General features: G+C 70.8%; 17 protein-coding genes and 1 pseudogene. 3 read left to right on the top strand and 15 right to left on the bottom strand.

Going from position 1 to position 18280, the window contains the following annotated elements:
- Window positions 1–44: 44 nt before the first annotated feature.
- Window positions 45–1571: a bifunctional aminoglycoside phosphotransferase/ATP-binding protein gene (locus R2E43_RS38335; RefSeq protein WP_319216877.1), complete on the bottom strand. Its 1527-nt coding sequence runs from the start codon at window positions 1569–1571 to the stop codon at window positions 45–47.
- A gap of 177 nt (window positions 1572–1748) precedes the next feature.
- Entirely contained in the window at window positions 1749–2741 is a 993-nt protein-coding gene (locus tag R2E43_RS38340) for an Acg family FMN-binding oxidoreductase (protein ID WP_011026893.1), read from the bottom strand.
- A 368-nt stretch (window positions 2742–3109) separates the two neighbouring features.
- Between R2E43_RS38340 and R2E43_RS38345 the strand changes: the two genes are divergently transcribed.
- Window positions 3110–3811 carry a helix-turn-helix domain-containing protein gene (locus R2E43_RS38345; protein ID WP_003978717.1) on the top strand — a complete coding sequence of 234 codons (702 nt, stop codon included), beginning with the start codon at window positions 3110–3112 and terminating at the stop codon, window positions 3809–3811.
- Between the two features lie 323 nt (window positions 3812–4134).
- Here R2E43_RS38345 and R2E43_RS38350 read toward each other — a convergent pair whose 3' ends face one another.
- The 4 genes and pseudogenes from R2E43_RS38350 to R2E43_RS38365 all read right to left on the bottom strand — a co-directional run bounded on the left by R2E43_RS38350 (window position 4135) and on the right by R2E43_RS38365 (window position 8931).
- A complete protein-coding gene (locus R2E43_RS38350; protein WP_332057065.1) occupies window positions 4135–5094 on the bottom strand; it encodes a sigma-70 family RNA polymerase sigma factor in 960 nt (319 codons plus the stop codon).
- A gap of 18 nt (window positions 5095–5112) precedes the next feature.
- A complete protein-coding gene (locus R2E43_RS38355; protein WP_003978719.1) occupies window positions 5113–6342 on the bottom strand; it encodes an NAD(P)/FAD-dependent oxidoreductase in 1230 nt (409 codons plus the stop codon).
- 949 nt (window positions 6343–7291) lie between these two features.
- A pseudogene (locus R2E43_RS38360) lies at window positions 7292–8145 on the bottom strand (IS5 family transposase).
- 162 nt (window positions 8146–8307) lie between these two features.
- Window positions 8308–8931: a TetR/AcrR family transcriptional regulator gene (locus R2E43_RS38365; RefSeq protein WP_003978722.1), complete on the bottom strand. Its 624-nt coding sequence runs from the start codon at window positions 8929–8931 to the stop codon at window positions 8308–8310.
- Between the two features lie 132 nt (window positions 8932–9063).
- Between R2E43_RS38365 and R2E43_RS38370 the strand changes: the two genes are divergently transcribed.
- Together R2E43_RS38370 and R2E43_RS38375 are read left to right on the top strand one after the other, a co-directional pair.
- The gene (locus R2E43_RS38370; protein WP_003978723.1) at window positions 9064–9726 is read left to right on the top strand and encodes a peroxiredoxin-like family protein; all 663 of its coding nucleotides are present in this window, start codon (window positions 9064–9066) and stop codon (window positions 9724–9726) included.
- 339 nt (window positions 9727–10065) lie between these two features.
- Window positions 10066–10653 carry a DM13 domain-containing protein gene (locus R2E43_RS38375; RefSeq protein WP_003978724.1) on the top strand — a complete coding sequence of 196 codons (588 nt, stop codon included), beginning with the start codon at window positions 10066–10068 and terminating at the stop codon, window positions 10651–10653.
- Window positions 10654–11106: 453 nt separating this feature from the next.
- Here the strand turns inward: R2E43_RS38375 and R2E43_RS38380 are convergent, their stop codons facing one another.
- The 9 genes from R2E43_RS38380 to R2E43_RS38420 form a co-directional block, all read right to left on the bottom strand.
- A complete protein-coding gene (locus R2E43_RS38380) occupies window positions 11107–12717 on the bottom strand; it encodes a sodium:solute symporter family transporter (RefSeq protein ID WP_016324979.1) in 1611 nt (536 codons plus the stop codon).
- Window positions 12714–13052: a hypothetical protein gene (locus R2E43_RS38385; protein WP_003978726.1), complete on the bottom strand. Its 339-nt coding sequence runs from the start codon at window positions 13050–13052 to the stop codon at window positions 12714–12716. Before R2E43_RS38385 ends, R2E43_RS38380 begins: the two co-directional genes overlap by 4 nt.
- Window positions 13053–13559: 507 nt before the next feature.
- Entirely contained in the window at window positions 13560–14714 is a 1155-nt protein-coding gene (locus R2E43_RS38390) for an FAD-dependent monooxygenase (protein ID WP_003978727.1), read from the bottom strand.
- The gene (locus R2E43_RS38395) at window positions 14711–14956 is read right to left on the bottom strand and encodes a helix-turn-helix domain-containing protein (RefSeq protein ID WP_003978728.1); all 246 of its coding nucleotides are present in this window, start codon (window positions 14954–14956) and stop codon (window positions 14711–14713) included. Before R2E43_RS38395 ends, R2E43_RS38390 begins: the two co-directional genes overlap by 4 nt.
- Window positions 14956–15447 carry a DUF2975 domain-containing protein gene (locus R2E43_RS38400; RefSeq protein ID WP_016324978.1) on the bottom strand — a complete coding sequence of 164 codons (492 nt, stop codon included), beginning with the start codon at window positions 15445–15447 and terminating at the stop codon, window positions 14956–14958. The genes R2E43_RS38395 and R2E43_RS38400 overlap by 1 nt, the downstream gene beginning before the upstream one ends.
- A gap of 387 nt (window positions 15448–15834) precedes the next feature.
- Window positions 15835–16863 (bottom strand): alpha/beta fold hydrolase, encoded by a 1029-nt coding sequence (locus R2E43_RS38405; RefSeq protein WP_016324977.1) that lies wholly within the window; start codon window positions 16861–16863, stop codon window positions 15835–15837.
- Between the two features lie 4 nt (window positions 16864–16867).
- Window positions 16868–17227, bottom strand: coding sequence for a hypothetical protein (locus R2E43_RS38410; RefSeq protein WP_003978731.1), 360 nt, complete (start codon window positions 17225–17227; stop codon window positions 16868–16870).
- Window positions 17228–17240: 13 nt separating this feature from the next.
- The gene (locus R2E43_RS38415; protein WP_046247583.1) at window positions 17241–17741 is read right to left on the bottom strand and encodes a TetR/AcrR family transcriptional regulator; all 501 of its coding nucleotides are present in this window, start codon (window positions 17739–17741) and stop codon (window positions 17241–17243) included.
- A 376-nt stretch (window positions 17742–18117) separates the two neighbouring features.
- Entirely contained in the window at window positions 18118–18276 is a 159-nt protein-coding gene (locus R2E43_RS38420) for a hypothetical protein (protein ID WP_246549842.1), read from the bottom strand.
- Between the last annotated feature and the right edge of the window lie 4 nt (window positions 18277–18280).

Genomic DNA, 18280 nt, shown 5'->3' on the forward strand with positions numbered 1-18280 from the left:
AGACGATCGGCTCCTTCACAGGCCGGTCGGGTCGTCGTCATGCGTCAGTCCGGCTCCATGTAGGGGCGTCGAAAGACCTTGGCCTGGTCCGAGCCCCAGGGCCGGACGGCTGCCAGCGCCTGGCCGACCGCGGCTTCCAGGGAGCCGCCGGTGTCGACGCCGACCGCCCCGGACCATGGCTGTTCCTCGGCCGCCATGGCTTCGGCCACGCCGAGGTCGGCATCGGATGCGCCAGGGGCACGAGTGCTCAGTCGGGCAGCTGTCACGTCGTCGGGCACGTGGCAGTGCAGGGCCACGAGGTCGGCGCCCGCGCTCTCGGCGGTATGCCGTGCCGCCTCGCGCTGGGCCGAGTCGATCCACGTGGCGTCCAGAACCACGGATTCGCCCAGGGCCAGAAGGGCCGCTGCCCGGTCCAGCAGTTCGGCGTAGGTTCTGGCCGTCCACTCGGGGGTGTACAGCCCCTCGCCGTAGTCTGCCGAGGCGGTCTGCTGCGGGGAGAGCCCTGCCATCTCCTTGCGTAGACGGTCACTGCTGAGCAGCACCGCTCCGAGACGGTCGGCCAGCGCGCCGGACAGCGTGGACTTCCCGGTGCCGGGAAGTCCGGCGACGAGCGTCAGGCCGACGGCCGAGGCCCTCAAATGGCGCAGCGCCATCCGGACGAGCCGTCGCGCCGTCGCGTGCGCGCCGGGCGCGCCCTGCCGCGCCTGGATCAAGGAGACCTTGGCGCGGACGAAGGCACGGTAGGCGACGTAGTGGTGCCACAAGGACGGCGGTGCGGGGTCACCGGAGTATTCGCCGTACTGGGCAAGGAAGAATGCCGCGGACTCGGGCGCACCGAGCGACTCGAGGTCCATGGCCAGGAACGCGGCGTCATCGAGACCGTCGACGTACCGGAGTGCGTCGTCGAACTCCAGGCAGTCGAGGATCCGCGGTCCGTCGCCCAGGCAGAAGACGTCGTCGGCGAGAAGGTCACCGTGCCCATCGAGCACTCGCCCCTGTTCGATGCGGAGATCGAACAACGGCTTGCGCCCCGCGAGATAGCGGCGGACCAACCGTTCGACCTCCCCGGTCTCGTCCCGGGTCGGACCCTTGGCCGCCAGGACGTCGACTTGCGTGAAACTGGCCTCCCACCGCGCCGCCAGGGCGTCCCGGGTCCCCTGTTCCGCGATGGCGGGGCCCCGGGGGGCGGCGGAGTGCCAGGCGGCCAGATGCCTGGCGACGGCCCGTAGGTCGTCAGCGACGGGCGCCCCCGTCCGGACGAGGTGCGACAGACGGCGATCATCGGGCATGCGACGCATCACCACGAGCGGCTCGGCCTCTTGCTCGCCCGGGGTGCGGAGCTCACCCAGGCCCAGGTACACGTCGGGAGCGAACCGCCGGTTGAGTTCGATCTCGCGCTCGCACACGGCGCGGCGCGACGACCGGGTGGTGTAGTCCAAGAAGCCCAGATCCACCGGCTTCTTGCGCTTGTACACGCGATCTTCCACGAAGAAGACCATCGCGGTGTGCGTCTCACAGACCTTCGCGCGCTGTGTCGACGCCGGACCCTCGTGGCCTCCCGGCTCAGCCACAGCGTGCCTCCCGGGCGTCAAGTCCCGCGCCGACGGCCGACGACATCACAGGCAGCCTCCGCTGGGTGAACTTGGTGCGCTCTACCAGGACTACCGCATCGCCCTTCGTGCTGCATCCGGGCGCCGCCGGCCCGGTCCGTCGCCCATGCCGGCCGACCCGGTGGGGGAGAGAGTCCGTCAGACGACACTCAGTACGTCCGGTACCGGCCGTCGAGGCGTGGCCGGGCCCTTCGGCCCGTACCCCAGCCGAAGCACCATCTGTACATGGCCGACCCCCGACCCGGGGTCTCGGGTCAGCAGGCGGAGCTCGCGGTCCTCCAGCGGATGAGAGGTCAAGGACGTGGACAGCCCCCGCAGAGTGCCCTCCAGTAGAACGCGTTCCAGTGCCTGGCCGGCCGCCAGCCAGTCCCTGGGGCCGTCACCGCGGGTGCCGAGCAGGGCCAGGTGCGGAGTGCGCTCGAAGGCCGCACTTCCCCGGTCGGGCACCGGCCTGCGTCCGGAGAAGTCGCGGACGGGGGCCTTTCCGTCGCTCTTGCGGGGACCGAAGGCGTACGCCGGGACGCCGTCGACGGCGGTGTCCACCTCACCGCCGAGTCTCGTCCAGCGCACCAGGTCCTCGTCTTCCTCCGCACGCACCAGGTCGCGGCTCTCGGCATCGCGGACCAGTTCGAGCAGGGTGTCGACGTGCCACAGACCCGGGAAGAGCAAGGTCGCTCCCTCTCGTGCCGCAGCGGCCTGCAACGTGGCCCGGACGTTCTCGGGAATGTCTCTCTCGGAGAACGGGTGACGGCTTGTGCGTCGCTGTCGTATCGCCGGGTGCAGCCGCCACAGATCCTTCTCCTGCGGTGCCTCCGACAGATCGGCCAGCTGGACGGACGCGAGAAGCAACGGGTCCCGCGGGTCGGGAAGCAACCGGATGCGTGGCACGAGGGACGCGTGCACCGCGGCGACGCGAAGGTTGAAGAGCGCCGCCCCGCAGCCGATGTGCAGCGCGCGGTTCCCCGGATCGGACCGGGGCATGGCCCGGGCCGGATCGGCGCGCAGCAGCACGAGTCGTTCGGCTGCGAGGAATCGGAAACGCCACGGTTGCGCGTTGTGCATCGACGGAGCGGTCGTTGCTTCGGCCACCAAAGTGGTGACCGTCCGCTGGTCGAGTCGGAGCTGAGCCATGGAGCCCTCCTGGTGACCCCACCGGCGGTCCGGCTCCTGCGCCGGACGTCCGGGTGCTGAGACGGTCTTCCGTGGCCTCCGTTCTGTACGCGCGGCGCTCTGGAGACCCCGTCGAGGTCCTCTCGGCGCGCGACTCATTCGCCACCTCCATTGTTCGTCGAGCGTGCGGTCCGCGGGGAGGGCCGGACAGGCCGCCCATCGATACCGCCTGGCCCAGCCCTGCGGGACCTTCGGCGCGCACGAGCCCCGAGCCGGATACGAATGCGGCCCCACGGCGTGCGGCGGGCTCCGCTCCGGTTCACTGCGCTGGCGGACGGACGGTGCGTCTGCTCCTCTGGAGGAAGGCGCAAGGAATGGAGTGGACAGTCGTGCACGCCGAGCCAGAACGGTCAGATGACGGGGCCCAGCCCTCCTCCGAGGCCGGGCGCATGGCCGACCGGATGGCGGTGCGGCGCCGGCAGCTGGGCATGTCCCGCGACGAGCTGGCCAGGCGAGCGGGCATGTCCACGACGTATTTGCGGGAGGTCGAGAGCCGGGCCCGCGACTTCGACCCCGGGGCGCTCGCGCGGCTCGCGGTCGTGTTGGAGATGCCCTACGAGGAGTTGACGGCCGGCCGGACCGACGCGCCTCCGGGCCGGGGTGGGCCAGCCGCGCATCCGGTCCTGGTGCGGTTGTCCGAGCAGGAGTGCTGGCAGCGGCTGGGAACGCACGGCATCGGCCGCATCTCCTACGTGGCCGGCCCGGGCAAGGAGGCCCCGGTGGTGGTGCCGGTCAACTTCCTCGTGGACGGACGAAGCGTCGTCTATCGCACGGATCCGGCCGGCGTGGCGGGCATCCGTGCGGGAGAGCCAGTCGCCTTCGAGGCCGACCACGTCGACGAGATGACGGGCCTGGGCTGGAGCGTCCTGCTGGCGGGTACCGCCGAGCACCCGGTCGAGCGCGAGGCGCTGGAGGCCCTGGCGCGAAGGCGTGGGGCCGTCCCCTGGGCGGGGGGAAGGCGCGACTTGTGGGTCCGTGTCCTGCCGCACCAGGTCAGCGGTCGCGTCATCCAGCCACTGCGGGAGGCGTAGCCGGCGCAAGTGTCCGCCGGGGCCCGGGGTCTGCGACCGCGAGCCGGCTCGGCCCGCCGACACGACACCGCCCGGTGCGTCGGGCCCGGCGGTGACATCCGGACCGGCCTTCCGGCTGGGCGCAGGGCGAACTCGTGATGTCGCCGGGTTGTTCACCTCTCCGTAGCCATCCAGTTCCCATCCATCGAACGTCAACGAGGGAAAGCAGCATGCGAGCATTGACAAAGGTGCGTGTTCTTACGAGGTCCTCACGCTTGTGTACAGGCGGTTAGTGACCACCCATGAAAACCGGTTACGGTGCCTGGCCGCAGTGGGAGTCGGGGTCACCACTGGGTGATGAGCGGGAAGTTTGGTCCGTGCCGGCGCCAGGTTCCGGTGAGGCGGACGAGGCGGGCGGGGGCGGCGATACCGCGCACGGTCGCGATCTTGCCGTCGGTGACGTCGAACGTCACAGTGCCTGTGACCTGGTCGCCGAGCAGGAAGAGGAGGGCGGGGGTGCGGTTGACGAGTGCGTAGTGGATGGCGGGCGGGCCGCCGGCGAGCCGCCGCTTCGCGGGTGTGGGCTTGAAACCGGCTCGTGCGATGGCGGCGACGCGCTCCGGAGTGTCGTACCGCAGCAGCGTTTTGGCCAGGCCCGCGCCGTTGGAGTCGGCGATCGCGATCGCGTCGTCGGTGAGCAGTGCCACGAGCCGTTCCATACGGCCCGAGGTCGCAGCGGCGAGGAACTCTTCGACGATGGCCCGGGCGGACGCCGGGTCGACTTCGGCGCCGCGGCGGCGCGTGGCGGTGATGCGGTGCCGGGCCCGGTGGAGGTGCTGCTGGCTTGCGGACTCGGTGACGTCGAGGATCTCGGCGATCTCGGTGTGGCTGTAGGAGAACGCTTCGCGCAGGAGGTAGACGGCCCGCTCGAGGGGTGACAGGCGCTCCATGAGGGTCAGCATGGCCAGGGAGACCGATTCGCGCTGCTCGAATGTGTCGGCCGGGCCGAGCATCGGGTCGCCGGCGAGGAGCGGTTCGGGCAACCACACGCCGGCGGCGCGTTCGCGGCGGGCCTGTGCCGAGCGGAGCCGGTCGAGGCACAGGTTGGTGACGACCTTGGTCAGCCATGCTTCCGGCACCTTGATCTGCTGCCGGTCGGCGGACTGCCAGTGCAGGAACGCGTCCTGTACGGCGTCTTCGGCGTCGGTGGCTGAGCCCAGTAGCCGGTACGCCAGCGAGGCCAGCCGGTTCCGGCTGGCCTCGAACCGGCTGGTGTCGAATCGATCAGTGGCCGTGCTGTCCACGCGGATCACCCTGGGCGGCTACGCTGCCGTCTTCTCTGAGTGCGCGATCGCCTTGTCGGCTGATCCATTCGGTACGGGGGCCAGGTGGTGTCTGCGCCTGGGCAGGCCGAAGGTCGGGTGCGAGGTGGTCCACAGCGACATCTTGAGGATGCCCGCCTTGATTCGCGCGGCCTTCCGGCCGCCCACATAGTTCTGCTTTGCTTGCGCTTCGTCGTCGACCATCTGCAGGATCGCGTCTCGCCGCCCGAGGCTGATGTGATTGCCCAGGTACTCCAGTTTGGTGTTCGGGATCGTGCGGCCGGTCAGGCGTCCCACGATCGCGGCGGTGGCCTGCATGCCGGTGTATCCGGCCGAGGCGCAGGACATCGGCAGTGGTCGGCCGTTGTCGCCGACGACGTAGGCGCTGTCGCCGGCGGCGTAGACGTTCGGGTGCGAGACCGACTGCATGGTGCGATCGACGACGATCCGGCCGGTCTCGGTGACCTCCAGCCCGCCGGCGGCGGCGATGGGGCTGACTGCGAACCCGGCCGTCCACACGGTTGCGTCGGATGTCAAGGCGGTGCCGTCGGTGCACAGCACTCGCGCCGCTTCGACGGCTTCGACCTCGGTGTGCTCCAGGACGCTGATGCCCAGCCGGTCGCAGGCCTGGCGCAGGTGGCGGCGTGCTCCGGCGGAGAGCTGGGCGCCCAGCTCTCCGCGGGCGATGAGCGTTACCGACAGACCGGGCCGGGATTCGGCGATCTCGGTGGCGGTCTCGATGCCGGTCAGTCCGACGCCGACGATCAGCACACTCCCGCCTTCATCCCGCCTGCTCAGGACGTCCAAGCGCTTGCGCAGGCGCAGTGCGGAGGGCCGGCCGGCGACGTCGAAGGCGTGCTCGGCCACGCCCGGGACGCCGTGGGTGGTGACGTGGCTGCCGAGCGCGTAGAGAAGCGTGTCGTAGCCGAGTTCGCCGTGGCCTTCGCCACCGTCGGCGTCGGCCACGGCGACGACCTGGCGCTCGGGGTCGACGGCGGTGACACGGGCCAGGCGCAGCCGTATCCCGGTGCCTGCGAAGACCTCGGTGAGCTGTGGAGCCTCGATCGCCTGACCGGCCGAGAGCTGGTGCAGCCGCAGCCGCTGGACGAAGTCCGGCTCGGCGTTGACCACGGTGATCTCGGTGTCCTGCCGGGACAGCCGGCGGGCCAGAGTCCCGGCCACGTACGCCCCGGCATAGCCGGCTCCGAGGACGACGATGCGGTGCTTCATGTGCCGCTCCTGTCTGTTCGCTGCTCTCGGTGACTTGAGCGGAACAGCGCCCCGATTCCTGACAGGAACTGGATGTGGCATGGGTCACATATTCGAAGGAGGTTCGCGGCACGTAGAGGCAGGGCGCCTTTGAGGCTGGGCTTGGTTGTGGTCGGTCGAGCGCCGACTGGTTGGTGCCCGCAGGTGTTGAACGGAGCCGGGTGACGGTGCACTTGGTGAGCCGGGGGTGAGGCCGTATCCCGGTCCGGCGGCAGGGCCCGTCCTCAGCGAAGCGCAGAAGCAGGTGCGAGTACGGAGCCGCGCTGGTCGGGACCTCCTTACCGGGGAGTCCCGGCGACGACTGGGTTTTCGAGAGGTCGGGGGTTGAGGTCACACCCGGCGGACGCTGGTCGACGGCGACGCCACCGCCGTACGACCCGTTTCATCCGTGACGGGCGAGTGGCCCGGCACCAGGCCGTGGTTCCGGTCGGTGTCTCGGCCGGGTCGGGCTGATCCGGAGCGGCGATGAGGTGGGCCAGGCCGAGGCCTCTGGCGGCAGGCCCCCGGCGTCCCGTGCCAGGCCATCCGGCGGCATGACCCGCACCACCTGATCCTCGGCGACCGCTACGGCACCCGTGCGGGGGTGCCCGACGTGGTCCTGGACGCCCTGGCGCCGTACGTCGATGTGCTGTCGGTGCAGACGTCCCCCTCTCCGGGGGCCCGGAGCGCGGAGCGGGCCCTGGACGTGATCGGCAGGTGGCACGAACGGACCGGCCTGCCTGTGCTGATCGCCGACACCGGTAACTGGTGCCCCACGTTCATGAGCCCCGGGCGTCCGCCCGTGACCAGCGTGAGCGCGGCGCGGGCTACACGGCTTTCGCCGAGGCGTTCGCCGCCCGGCCGTGGTGCCTGGGCCGGCACTGGTGCAGCTGGCTGGAGAACCCTCAGCGCGGTTTCGGGCTTAAAGGTCCTAACAAAGGCGTTGGACGTGGCGGTGGGTGATCAGGCAGACGGCGAGGCCGAGGAATGCTTCGTGGATGTCGTCGCGTCTCTCCCAGCGGATGCGCAGGCGGCGGAAGCCGTGGAGCCAGGCGATCGTGCGCTCGACGACGTAACGGAAGATGCCCAGGCCGGTGCCGTGTGGCTCGCCTCTCCTCGCGATCACGGGGCGGATGCCTCGCTGCCAGAGCAGGCGGCGGTACTTGTCGTGGTCGTAGCCGCGGTCGGCCAGCAGTGCGTCGGGGCGTCGGCGGGGTCTGCCGACCCGGCCCGCGACGGCGGGGATCTTGTCGAGCAGCGGCTCGAGTTGGGTGACATCGTTGCGGTTGCCGCCGGTCAGTGACACCGCGAGCGGGATGCCCTGGCCGTCGACGATGAGGTGGTGCTTGCTGCCCGGGCGTGCGCGGTCGACCGGGCTGGGCCCGCTTTTGGGCCCCGTCGGGCCGCGCGGACGTGCGAGGAGTCGATCACCGCCCGCTCCCAGTCCAGCTGGTTCTTCGACCGCAACTCGTTCAGCAGCAGCTCGTGGAGCTGGTCCCAGACGCCGGCCTCGTTCCAGGCCGCCAGGCGCCGCCAGCACGTCATCCCCGACCCGAAGCCCAGCTCCTGGGGCAGGTACTCCCACTGGATGCCGGTGTGCAGGACGAAGAGGATCCCGCACAGCGCCTGCCGGTCCGGCACCCGCGGTCTGCCCTCGGCCTTCTTCGGACCCGGCTTCGGCAGCAACGGCCCGACCAACGACCACAGTTCATCCGACACGATCCACGGCCGCGACTGACGATTTCCCATAACCAGACATACGAGCAGAGCGGCCGACAGCCTCATGATCAGCAGCTTTTGTTAGAGCCAGTTAAGGACCCGTGGGACGAGCCGTACCGGGACCTGACCGTGGCGGTGACGGAGACCAACCGCCGCCTGCGCGCGCTGGTGTGCGGGTGAGGAGGGCCACCGCCGGGGCGGCGGGTCCCCATACGTCGAGGGGCGCGGCTAGGGCGTCGTGCGGAAGCGGATGTGGTCGATCATCGTGTTCAGGACGGCCTCCAGGGCGATGGTGTCGCGTCGGGTCTGCGTCATGAGCAGACCACCCTGCAAGGCGGTGAGCAGCGCCAGGGCGAGCCGGTCCGGATCGGCGCCGCCGTCGAGTTCGCCACGTTCCCGCATGGATCGCAGGCCTTCACGGATGGCGTTGCCCCATTGTTCGTAACCCGCCACGAGCCGGGCGCGGGCCTGCGGATCGAGGTCGGACAGCTCCGACGCCAGTGAACCCAGGGGGCAGCCGCCCTGGCAGTCTCGGGCGTGTTGCGCCTCGACGACGGCGTCGCGCCAGGCCTCGAGTGCCTCGATGCTGTCCAGTCGGCTCAGCAGCGGCTTCTGGAAGCCGAGGACCTGCTCGGTCTGGTGCTCGATGACGGCCTGGACCAGTCCCCGCTTGTCGCCGAAGTAGTGGTAGAGCTGGGAAGGGCTGGCCACACGGGCGGCCTTGAGGATGTCCTCGGTGCTCGTGCCCGTGACGCCGCGTTCGTACATCAGCTGAGCGGCCGCCGCCACGATGCGGTCGCGGGTGGCCCGCCCCTTCGCGGTCAGACGTCGCGTCCCGGTACTGCTCGTCATTTCCTCAAGCTACCACTTTCTAGAGTTGACATTCTAATTTCGGCAGGGCAAGCATTAGAGCCATCACTCTAGAAATGGCGTGGCGGACTACGACTGACATGTCTCCGCCGCTCCTGTGCCGAAGGGACGATCATGACCACCACACCCATCGCCGACCAGGCCGCGGTGCTCGCCGAGGGCATGGCCGACCGGACTCCGTCCGAGGCACTCGAGGCGTTCGGCGCCGAGCAGGCCGAGCTGGACGCGGCCGGAGTTCCCTCGGGCATCGCGACAGCGGGATCCCTCATGCCCGACGCCTCCTTGCTGGACGTGCACGGGAACGCCACCACGCTCCAGCAGGTCCGCGAGGGCCGCCCGGCGGTCGTGGTGTTCTACCGCGGCGCGTGGTGCCCGTACTGCAACCTGGCGCTGCGCACCTATGAGCGGGAACTGGCCCCGCGGTTGGCGGAGCGCGGCGTCTCCATGATCGCGGTCAGCCCGCAGAGGCCGGACGGCTCGCTGACCATGGCGCAGACCAACGACCTCTCCTACGACGTCCTCTCCGACCCCGGCAACCACATCGGCCGGGCGCTGGGCATCGTCACGCGGCCGACCGATCGCGTCCAGCACGCCCAGGCCTCGCTCGGCCTGGACCTCACCGAGGTGAACGCGGACGGTACCCGCGACATCCTCATGCCGACCGTGGCGATCGTCGACGCGGAGGGCGTGCTGCGCTGGATCGACGTCCACCCGAACTACGTCATCCGCAGCGAGCCCGCCCGCATCCTCGAGGCCCTCGCGCGGGCCGTCCGCTGACACGTCGGCCTCCCACGCCTCGCAGCCTCGGCGTGGGTGACGGCCGACGGGGGACAGCCCCCTGACCGGGGTGGTTGTCGCCGAACCGAGAAGCCGCTTTCGTGAGGGGGCCGGTCGCGGTGTCGGCCGAGCGGTCCCACTGGCCCTCGCGGACGAAGACACGCGCGTGGCCCCGGTGTTGCGGAGCCATGAGAGAGGCGACGGGGACGGCGCGGCTACCGGCTGCGTCGGCGTCGGCGGAGCGGCGTAAGGGTTCCGTCATCCTTTCCGGCCCCCCCGGGTGCCGTCCCTCGGCTTGAATGGGGCGCCGGTGGAAGGCGCTGGGAGGGCGAGGCGGGCATGAGGCGTGGACGCAAGGCAGCAGGCAGGCCGTTGCTCATCGGGGCGCTGGCACTGGCGGTGGTCGGTGGCACCCTCGGGCTGTACTGGTTCCAGCCGTGGAAGCTGTGGCAGGACGAGACCGTGGACGAGGCCCTGCCCGGTGCGGTGACGACTGCCTCCCCGCCCGGTGCGGTGACGACTTCGCCCCCGCCCGCCGCCGCGCCCGCGCCGTCGCCGACCCGGGACGCCGGGCCGCGGACGGTGGCGGGCGGGGAACTGGTCAGCCACGAACATTCCACCTCCGGCACGGCGCAGTTGGTACGGCTCACCGACGGCTCCCACGTCGTGCGGCTGGAGAACCTCGACACCAGCAACGGCCCGGATGTGCACGTGTGGCTGACCGACGCTCCGGTGAAGGAGGGGAAGGCCGGCTGGCACCTCTTCGACGACGGGGAGTACGTCGATCTCGGCAAGTTGAAGGGCAACAAGGGCAGCCAGAACTACGACGTGCCCGCCGACGTCGATCCCTCCCGCTACACCAGCGTCAGCGTCTGGTGCGACCGCTTCAACGTCTCCTTCGGCGCGGCGGAACTCGCCCGGGCCTGATGCTCTCCCCGAAGGACCTGGTCAGAGCTGTCGCAGGGCGCGCTGCCGCGCGGCGATGCCGAACGACCCGGGACGCATGGGTGGTGATGTCGGCGATCAGGCCCCGCCAGGCCTCGAACTCGGTGCAGCGCTCGGCGGGCAGGGGCGGGGCACGCCATGAGAGCGAACCGGGGGAGAGGTGAGTGCATGCCGATTGCCTCCCCCGGCGGGCGCAGTGCATCGACGGCGCTGCGCCCGGCCCGACCGAGGCCTTCTCGGTGTGTGGTGTGTGGTGTGTGGTGTGTGGTGCCGGGTGGGCAGGGATCGCCGTTCGGCACGGAGGGCAGTGCCGGGTACGCCAGGTGACGAACAGTCGTGCACCGGACAGCCCCCGCACCGGACAGGCGACCCCGTGCCCGGCAGGTGGCCGTGCCGTGCCGCCCCAGGAGGTCACCGTCGGGCGGCACGGCCCGCTCAGGCGGCGTCCAGTTCCCTGTGCCGCTCCGGAGCGGACAAGCGGCGCGCCCCACGGCGGGGATCGGTGACACTGCCCAACCAGCCCAGCAGGAATCCGGCAGGCACCGTCACCAGACCCGGGATCGTCACGTCCCAGACCTTGAAGTCGTAGTCCGGGAAGATCGCCGCAGGGGCACCTGACACGTACGGTGACACCGCCAGCGCCGCCACGCTCACCACGGTGGCCCCCCAGAGGCACCACAGCGCACCGCGGGCGGTGAAACCGGGCCAGTACAGCGCGTACAGCAGAACGGGCGCGAGGGCGGCGCCGCAGACCGCGAGCCAGAGCGTCGAGACCACCACGAGGTTCCAGTCGGCGGTGAAGACCGCCACCAGCGCGGCAGCCGACCCCGTCAACGCCGCCGACCACCGCGACGCGGCACCGTCCACGCCGCCCGCCGCGTGCCCACCGGACGCGTGGCTGTCGCCGGGTGCGCCGGACGCGCGCCTGCCGGACGCGTCCAGCACGTCCCGTCCCAGAGCGATCCCGGCGGCGAGGGTCACGTCCACCACGGCCGCGAGCGCCGTGAGGAACAAAACGCAGGCCAGGGCCGCGACCAGGACACCGCCACTGTCGAGCGCGCGTCCGAGCAGCAGCGGCGTGAACACCTGCGCCGACGGACCGGCCTCGCGCAACGCCCCGCCGACAAGCGCCGCCGCACCGATGCCGACGACGGCGAGCGCGGCGTACAGGAGAGTGAGTTCGCCGAGCATCCAGCGGCCGACGGTCCGGGCACCGCGCGGGCTCTTCGTGGAAATCGCCCGCATCAGTACGGCGGGCATCGCCAGCGTGGCCATCGACATGCCGAAGATCTGTCCGATCCGGTTCACGGCCCCCACCCAGCCCTCACCGGTGTAGCCGCCCGGGCGTAGATACGCCCCGCCCAGCCCCGAGCCGTGCGCCGCGGCGTCGAGCAGCCGTCCGGGATTGCCGCCGAAGCGGTGCAGCACGAGCACGGCGGCGACCACCAGCACGGGCAGGGTGACCGCGGACTTCGCGATCATCACCACGCCCGTACCCCGGATGCCGCCGATGACGGCAAGCGCCGTCATCACACAGCCGATCACCACGATGCAGCCGGTCCGCGCACCGGGCTGCCCGATGAGCGCCGCGGCCACGTTGCCGACCACCACCAACTGCACGACCAGGAGCGGCAAGCAGACGAGCAGGGTCACCACACCCCACGAGGCGCGCACCGTGGGGCCGCCGCTGCCGCGCGCGTCCAGCAGGTCCGCCACCGTCAACGACGCGTGCCGGCGCAGCGGCTCGACGATCAGCACGAGGAGCAGCACGACGCCCATCAGGCTGCCCAGCATCACGCCGAGGCCGTCGAAGCCGGACGTGGCGACCATGCCCACCAGCACGGTGACCGTCGCGACCGTGGTGGTGTCGCCGCCCATCGCGATGCCCTGCTGCCAGGAACGCAGCCGCCGGCTGCCGGACCGCACGAGGGCCCGGTCGTCGTCGTCGGCTCCGGTGACGATGCACAGCATCAGGCAGATCACGACGAACACGGAGAACACGGCGAGGACGAGGGAACGGGACGAGGGGTCGAGCAGCGTGGTCATGACCACCTCCGGGCGTCCGGCCCCGAACCGAGCCGGTCGAGCCGGCGCCCGTACCCCACCAGCGCGTGCACACCGACGGCAAGGGGCACTGCGGCCAGGATCACGCCGAGGCTCACCGGTCCGGCGACTAGTGTGCCGTACGCGGCAGGTACGAGGGCGGCGGACAGCGCGTAGAGCAGCCAGACGGCGGCGATCCGGAGACCGAGCCGCAGCCCGACCGCCAGCCGCGCCGCCTCGCTCCCGACGTCCTGCCCTGGCTCCGGCGGAGGTCTCTCCCCGGCTGCGGGATCGTCACGCTTCGGCGGCTCGTACCAGGGCTGCGGTCCGAGAGACATGGGCGGCTCCGCTCACGTTCAGCCGGCACCCCAAGTGGGGCGCGCGTACGGGTATGGGTGGGCGCGGATTCAATCAGGCCCACGCGCCGCCCCGTACGCCCCTCGCGCAGCTCTGTTCCCCGGCCCAATACGAAGCGCCGCGGACGGTGCACGGGCACTGCGCGACCGGAGTCCGGGCCGTTCCCCGGGAGCGGGTAGTCCTTTTGTCCCCGGACACCTTGTCGTAGTGATTCGCGACGGCACGGGAGCTCACCCATGACACCTCGAAGGCCGGCTCCCGACACGGACCGCACAGGTTCATCCTGAACGACAGCGCGGGGGCCTCGTTCGTTGCGCTTCACGGCCCGGCACCGGATCGGTGCGCCACGTGCAGAACCTCACTGAGCAGTGGGTGTACCGATCCATGACGCTTCTCGTCTCGGCTGGGCCTTCTGCTCGGGACATCTCCTCGCCGACCAGATGAAGGCGGCTCTGGCCCGTGCCTGAGGTGGGTGTTCGGTCTCCCGGTCAACGGGCAGGAGTCGGAAAGGACTTGTCGCCGAACAGGACCCGGCCTGCCGCGGCCCGGCCGATCGGCGTGCGGAGCAGTGTGAAGGCCGCCTGGGCCACGGTCGGTGTGCGCACCTGGGCCAGGGCCCTGCGCAGGGTCAGCCGGCCTCGGAAAGCGGCGCGCAGAGCGGCTCCGTCGTAGGCGGACAGCGCATCCGGCCGCCTGGTACGCAGCGCGTGGTCCAGGACTTCGGCCGCGAACTCCGACAGTCGCAGGCACGGATCCAGGCCACCGGCGGTGAGCGGGGAGACCGCGCCGGCCGCGTCCCCCACCAGAATGCCGTCAGCGCAGCCGATCCGGCGCAGCACGCCGCCGACGGGAATCGGACCGCCGCGGCGCTCCACCGCTTCCGGACGGTCCACGCCGGCCAACCCGGGCGCTGACGCGCTGAACCGCTGCAGTGCTTGGCGAAGTCCGCCCGGAAAGCGTTCCGCATAGCCGGCGACGCCCACATGCGCGTGCTGCCCGTCGTTGACCACCCAAGCCAGGTAGCCGGGAGCGAGCGAGGGGTCGAGCACGCAGTGGAAGGTCGGTGGTTCCTCGGGTCCGGCCAGCTCGAAGACCTCCTCGGCTCCGACCAGCAGATGGTGGTTGCGGTCAAGGCCGAGGTCGCGGGCGACGCTGGAGCGGGCTCCGTCGGCACCGACGACGAACCGCGCCCGGACAGCCGTCGGCCCGTCGCGACCGAGCAGGTGGAACGTGTCGCCCCGGCGTCCGGCGTAGCGCGTGCCCAGGACGATGCGCACGCCGGCGGTCGTCGCGGTGGCCGCCGCCGCGGTGTAGAGAGGCGCCATGTCTCCTACGCGGTACTCATCGCGGCCGCTGACCAGGGAGACGGGGCGGCGCAGATCGGGCGGGTAGAGGACGACCCGTCGAATCGGTGGGCCGAGGTGCTCGGGAGGCAGCGGGAAGTCGTCGAGCGTCTTCCGCACGAAGATCCCCGTGGTGCGGACCGCGCCGACAAGACTGGCTCGCCGGTCGATCAGGAGGACGCCGTGGCCCTGCCGGGCGAGGAGCGTAGCGGTGTGGAGGCCGGCCAGTCCGGCGCCGACGACGAGGACATCCGTACGGGCCGTGGCCCCGAGGAAGTCGGTGCCGGTCGGAGTGCTCACAGGTGACGCTCCGCGGGCGTGGCCTCGTCCGCCAGGCGTTCGGCCTCCCAGCGCAGCAGGTCTCCGGGCTGGCAGTCCAGGACCTCGCAGAGCGCGGCCAGCGTGGTGAACCGGACCGCCTTGGCGCGGCCGTTCTTGAGGACCGCCAGGTTGGCGGGGGTGATGCCGATGCGTTCGGCGAGTTCACCCACGGACATCTTGCGCCGGGCCAGCATCACGTCGATGTCGACGACGATCGGCATCAGATCACCCCGGCCAGCTCGGTCTGCATCCGGGTCGCCTCGACCTCGCGGGCGACCGCCTGGGCGAGCAGCATCCGCAGCACGAGCACGATCAGGGCGACCGCGAAGACCGCCAAGGAGACGCCGCCGAGCAGCAGGACGACGCCCGGGGCCACGGCCTCGCCCGGCGCCAGGACGACGCCCAGGGCGAAGACCAGGACCGCCGCAGCGGTGAACGCGCCGATCACGATGTGCACGTACCGGAAGGCGCCGTCGGAGAACACGCTGCCACGTCGCACCATGCTCACCAGGCGCCACACGCAGACGAGGACGGTCTGGGCCGTGACGATGCCCAGAACCACGATCAGCAAAATCGGAACGCGCCGGTCCGCGAGCACACCGCCCTCCATGTCGTCGGCCAGCAGCGCGACCATTACGGTCTGCACGAACAGCGAACCGGCGAGCAGCGCCACGAGTACGGTGCGCAGCGCCACCATGGTGATCTTTCCCATCAACTCTCCTTCGATCGAAATGCGATGGCAATCTATCGAAATTCGATAGGAGGGGCAAGGTGGTGGCAGGGAGTGGCCCTTCAGGTCCGGGTTCCTCGGGACCTCCGCAGAGGGCGGCGTGCAGTCTCCGTGGTGGTGGTTTGCGTGGGCGTCGGACGGATTCCTGCACGAAGCCCTGCTCGAAAGGCGCTGAGCGAACAGCGTAGAGCGAAGCGCTCGTGCCTGCGTGACCGCAGCCCCCCTGGCCGTCCGGAGCCATGGCCCCCTACCGCCGCCGGCGTGACGAGCACGGGGACTGGCACGCTGCCGCTCAGCGCAGCCTCTGCAACCGCATGCTCGGTCGGATGTTCCACTGCCTCCCGTGCCCGAGGGTGCCCTCGTGCGGTGTCAGTGTTGGGCCAACCAGTGCAAGGAATCGACTACGGGCGGCGCGAGCGTGGTCGGGTGGTCGGTGTCGTGCATCAGATGGTCCACTCCCGGAAGCACCACTCGGCCCGGTCCATGGGCATGCGCGTGACGCAAGGCGGTTGTCAGGGCGTTCGTCGTATCACAAGGGACCTGGACGTCGTGGGTGCCGCACGTCAGTAGCACCTTGGTTCCCGGCCGGAGCGCGAAGGCGGTGTCCGGTGGGTAGACGGCGTCGTCGCTTCGCACGAACCGGGCGTTCGGCCCTTGGAACGCCTCGAAGAGCCGGGCGATCGGGGAGGGTAGATCGGCGGTGTCGACCGGTCGGCGTTCGCGCAGGGCGGTGACGGCGGCGTCGACGGCCGCGTTGACGGTGCGTTGCTGCTCCGGTGTGAACTGACCCTGTCGGGTCGCTTCGGCGATCTGAGCCCTGAGCTGCAACGCGACCAGGTCCAACATGCGGATCGCCTGTGGTTGCAGCAGCGCCAGGCCGGCCGGGCGCGGGCTCACCGTGCCGCCCAGCAGCAGTCCCGTCATCGCACCCTCGCTGTGTCCGACGACAAGCAGCGCGTGCGGGTCGGTCTCCGACTGGTCACGCAACGACTCGTAGCCGGCCCGTGCCTGGCGGACGAACGCCGGGTAATCCAGTTCCTCCGGACGATCCTGGTAGGTGCCGAGCCCGGTGCGGCCGGTGCCGTACTTGTCGAACCGCAGCGTGGCGACTCCGTCTTTGCCCAGCGTATCGGCCAACTGGGCCAGGGTGTCGGGTAAGGACGCGGGCGGTTGGTTGCCGTCGCGGTCGGTGGGACCGCTGCCGGGCAGCAGCAGCGCCGCCCGCAGCCGTTGCCCGGCGCGGTGCTCGGGAACGTGCAGGGTGCCGTACGCGGTCGTACCGTCGGCCGTGAAGGCGACGTCGCGGTCGACGGCCGGCACCAGGGCGGGAGTCGCCTCGACCGGAGTGACGGTGACGACGGCCAGTGCCGTCGCGACGGCTGCCAAGTGGCGGAACATCGGCCTACCTCCTTCCGGCGAGGGTGCCCTCGATCAGGGCGACGGTCGCGCGGGGGTCGTCGACTTGGAGAACGAGGCGCGCGTACTGCTCGTCGGAGAGTTCGATCACGACAGCCTTCGAACGGTCCTTGACGTCCCAGAAGACCTTCTCGCCCTCCTGATGGAATGTGCCCGCGATGATCACGCCGGGTAGGTGGGAGCCCGGCGCGCGGACTCCCTTCGGTTCGGCGGCGATACCGGGATCGACGGTCGCGCCACGGACGTGGGCCAGCGGGATGGTCAGGCTGCCTTTGAAGGCCCAGAGCTTGTCGAGACCCTCGATCACGACGACGAGGTCGTCGCCTTCGATACGTATCAGTGCCATGTCGGAATCCTCTTCAGGTGCGGGGACTGAGGCGTTGTGCCAGCGCGGTGGCGGCGTTGTCGGGGTTGCCACGCAGGACGATGCCCAGCGCGGCGGCCGTGACGGCGGTGGCCAGGTCGGCGGAGACGCCGAGCGCGTCGGCGACCGCCCGGTCGACGGCGGCCAAAGCGGCGTTCACCTCGGCAGCGACCTCTTCGTCCACCGGTGCGCGTTCGGTGATCGCGAGGAGAAGCAGTCCGAGGTCGGTCGACGTGACGAGCCGCAGAGCGGCCGCGGCGTCCGGTGCGCCGGCAAGGTCGTCGAGCAACGGGCCGACGTCGTCGGCGAGGTGGCGGCGCAGAGCGGTCAGGTAGAGGCCGCGTTTGCTGCCGAACGTCTTGTACAAGCTGTTGCGGTGCACGCCGAGGTGACTGACGAGGTCGTCGACGGACACGCCGTCATACGCACGTCCGCCGAACAGAGTCACAGCGGCGCGCACCGCTTCGTCTTCGTCGAATGCCCTTGGCCTGCCCATGGCCGCTAGCCAAGCACTTGAGGAACGATCAGTCAAGAACGATCGTTCCTTTACCTCCCGCCCGCCACGGTCTTCCCCCTGTTGTGGGCCGCCCACAAGGCTGCGGTGCCGCGTCGCGGCCTGCGGGAGCCCTCCCTTGTTCCGGTTGGGGGTGAACGCCTTGAGACCCACCGCAGCCTGCTCGACCGCCTTTCCGACGGTGTGTCGTGTCCGCCGCGCCGTCCGCGACCATGAACGCTGTCCTGCGGTCCGAGCCCGACCGTCTCAGTCCCCTCGCGACGACCGCCGGCAGGTCTGGGCGACGACGTGCTGCCCGAACCTGCTGCGCGCCGCGGTGTCGGCCTCCCGCGCCACGGTGCGCAGGGCCACGGACACGTCACCGCCGCGCCAGGTGACGGAACGGGAGCACGACCGGACGGCCCGCCCGCCGTCCCGGCACGGAGACCCCGGAGAGCGCGGCGCGCGGCACCACGACGCGCAGGTCGTTGCGGAGGCCGTCCGCCTCCGTGCCGGGCACCCCGCGCGGGACGGGCACGCGT

Source organism: Streptomyces violaceoruber, from assembly GCF_033406955.1.
GTDB classification, from domain to species: Bacteria; Actinomycetota; Actinomycetes; order Streptomycetales; family Streptomycetaceae; genus Streptomyces; species Streptomyces violaceoruber.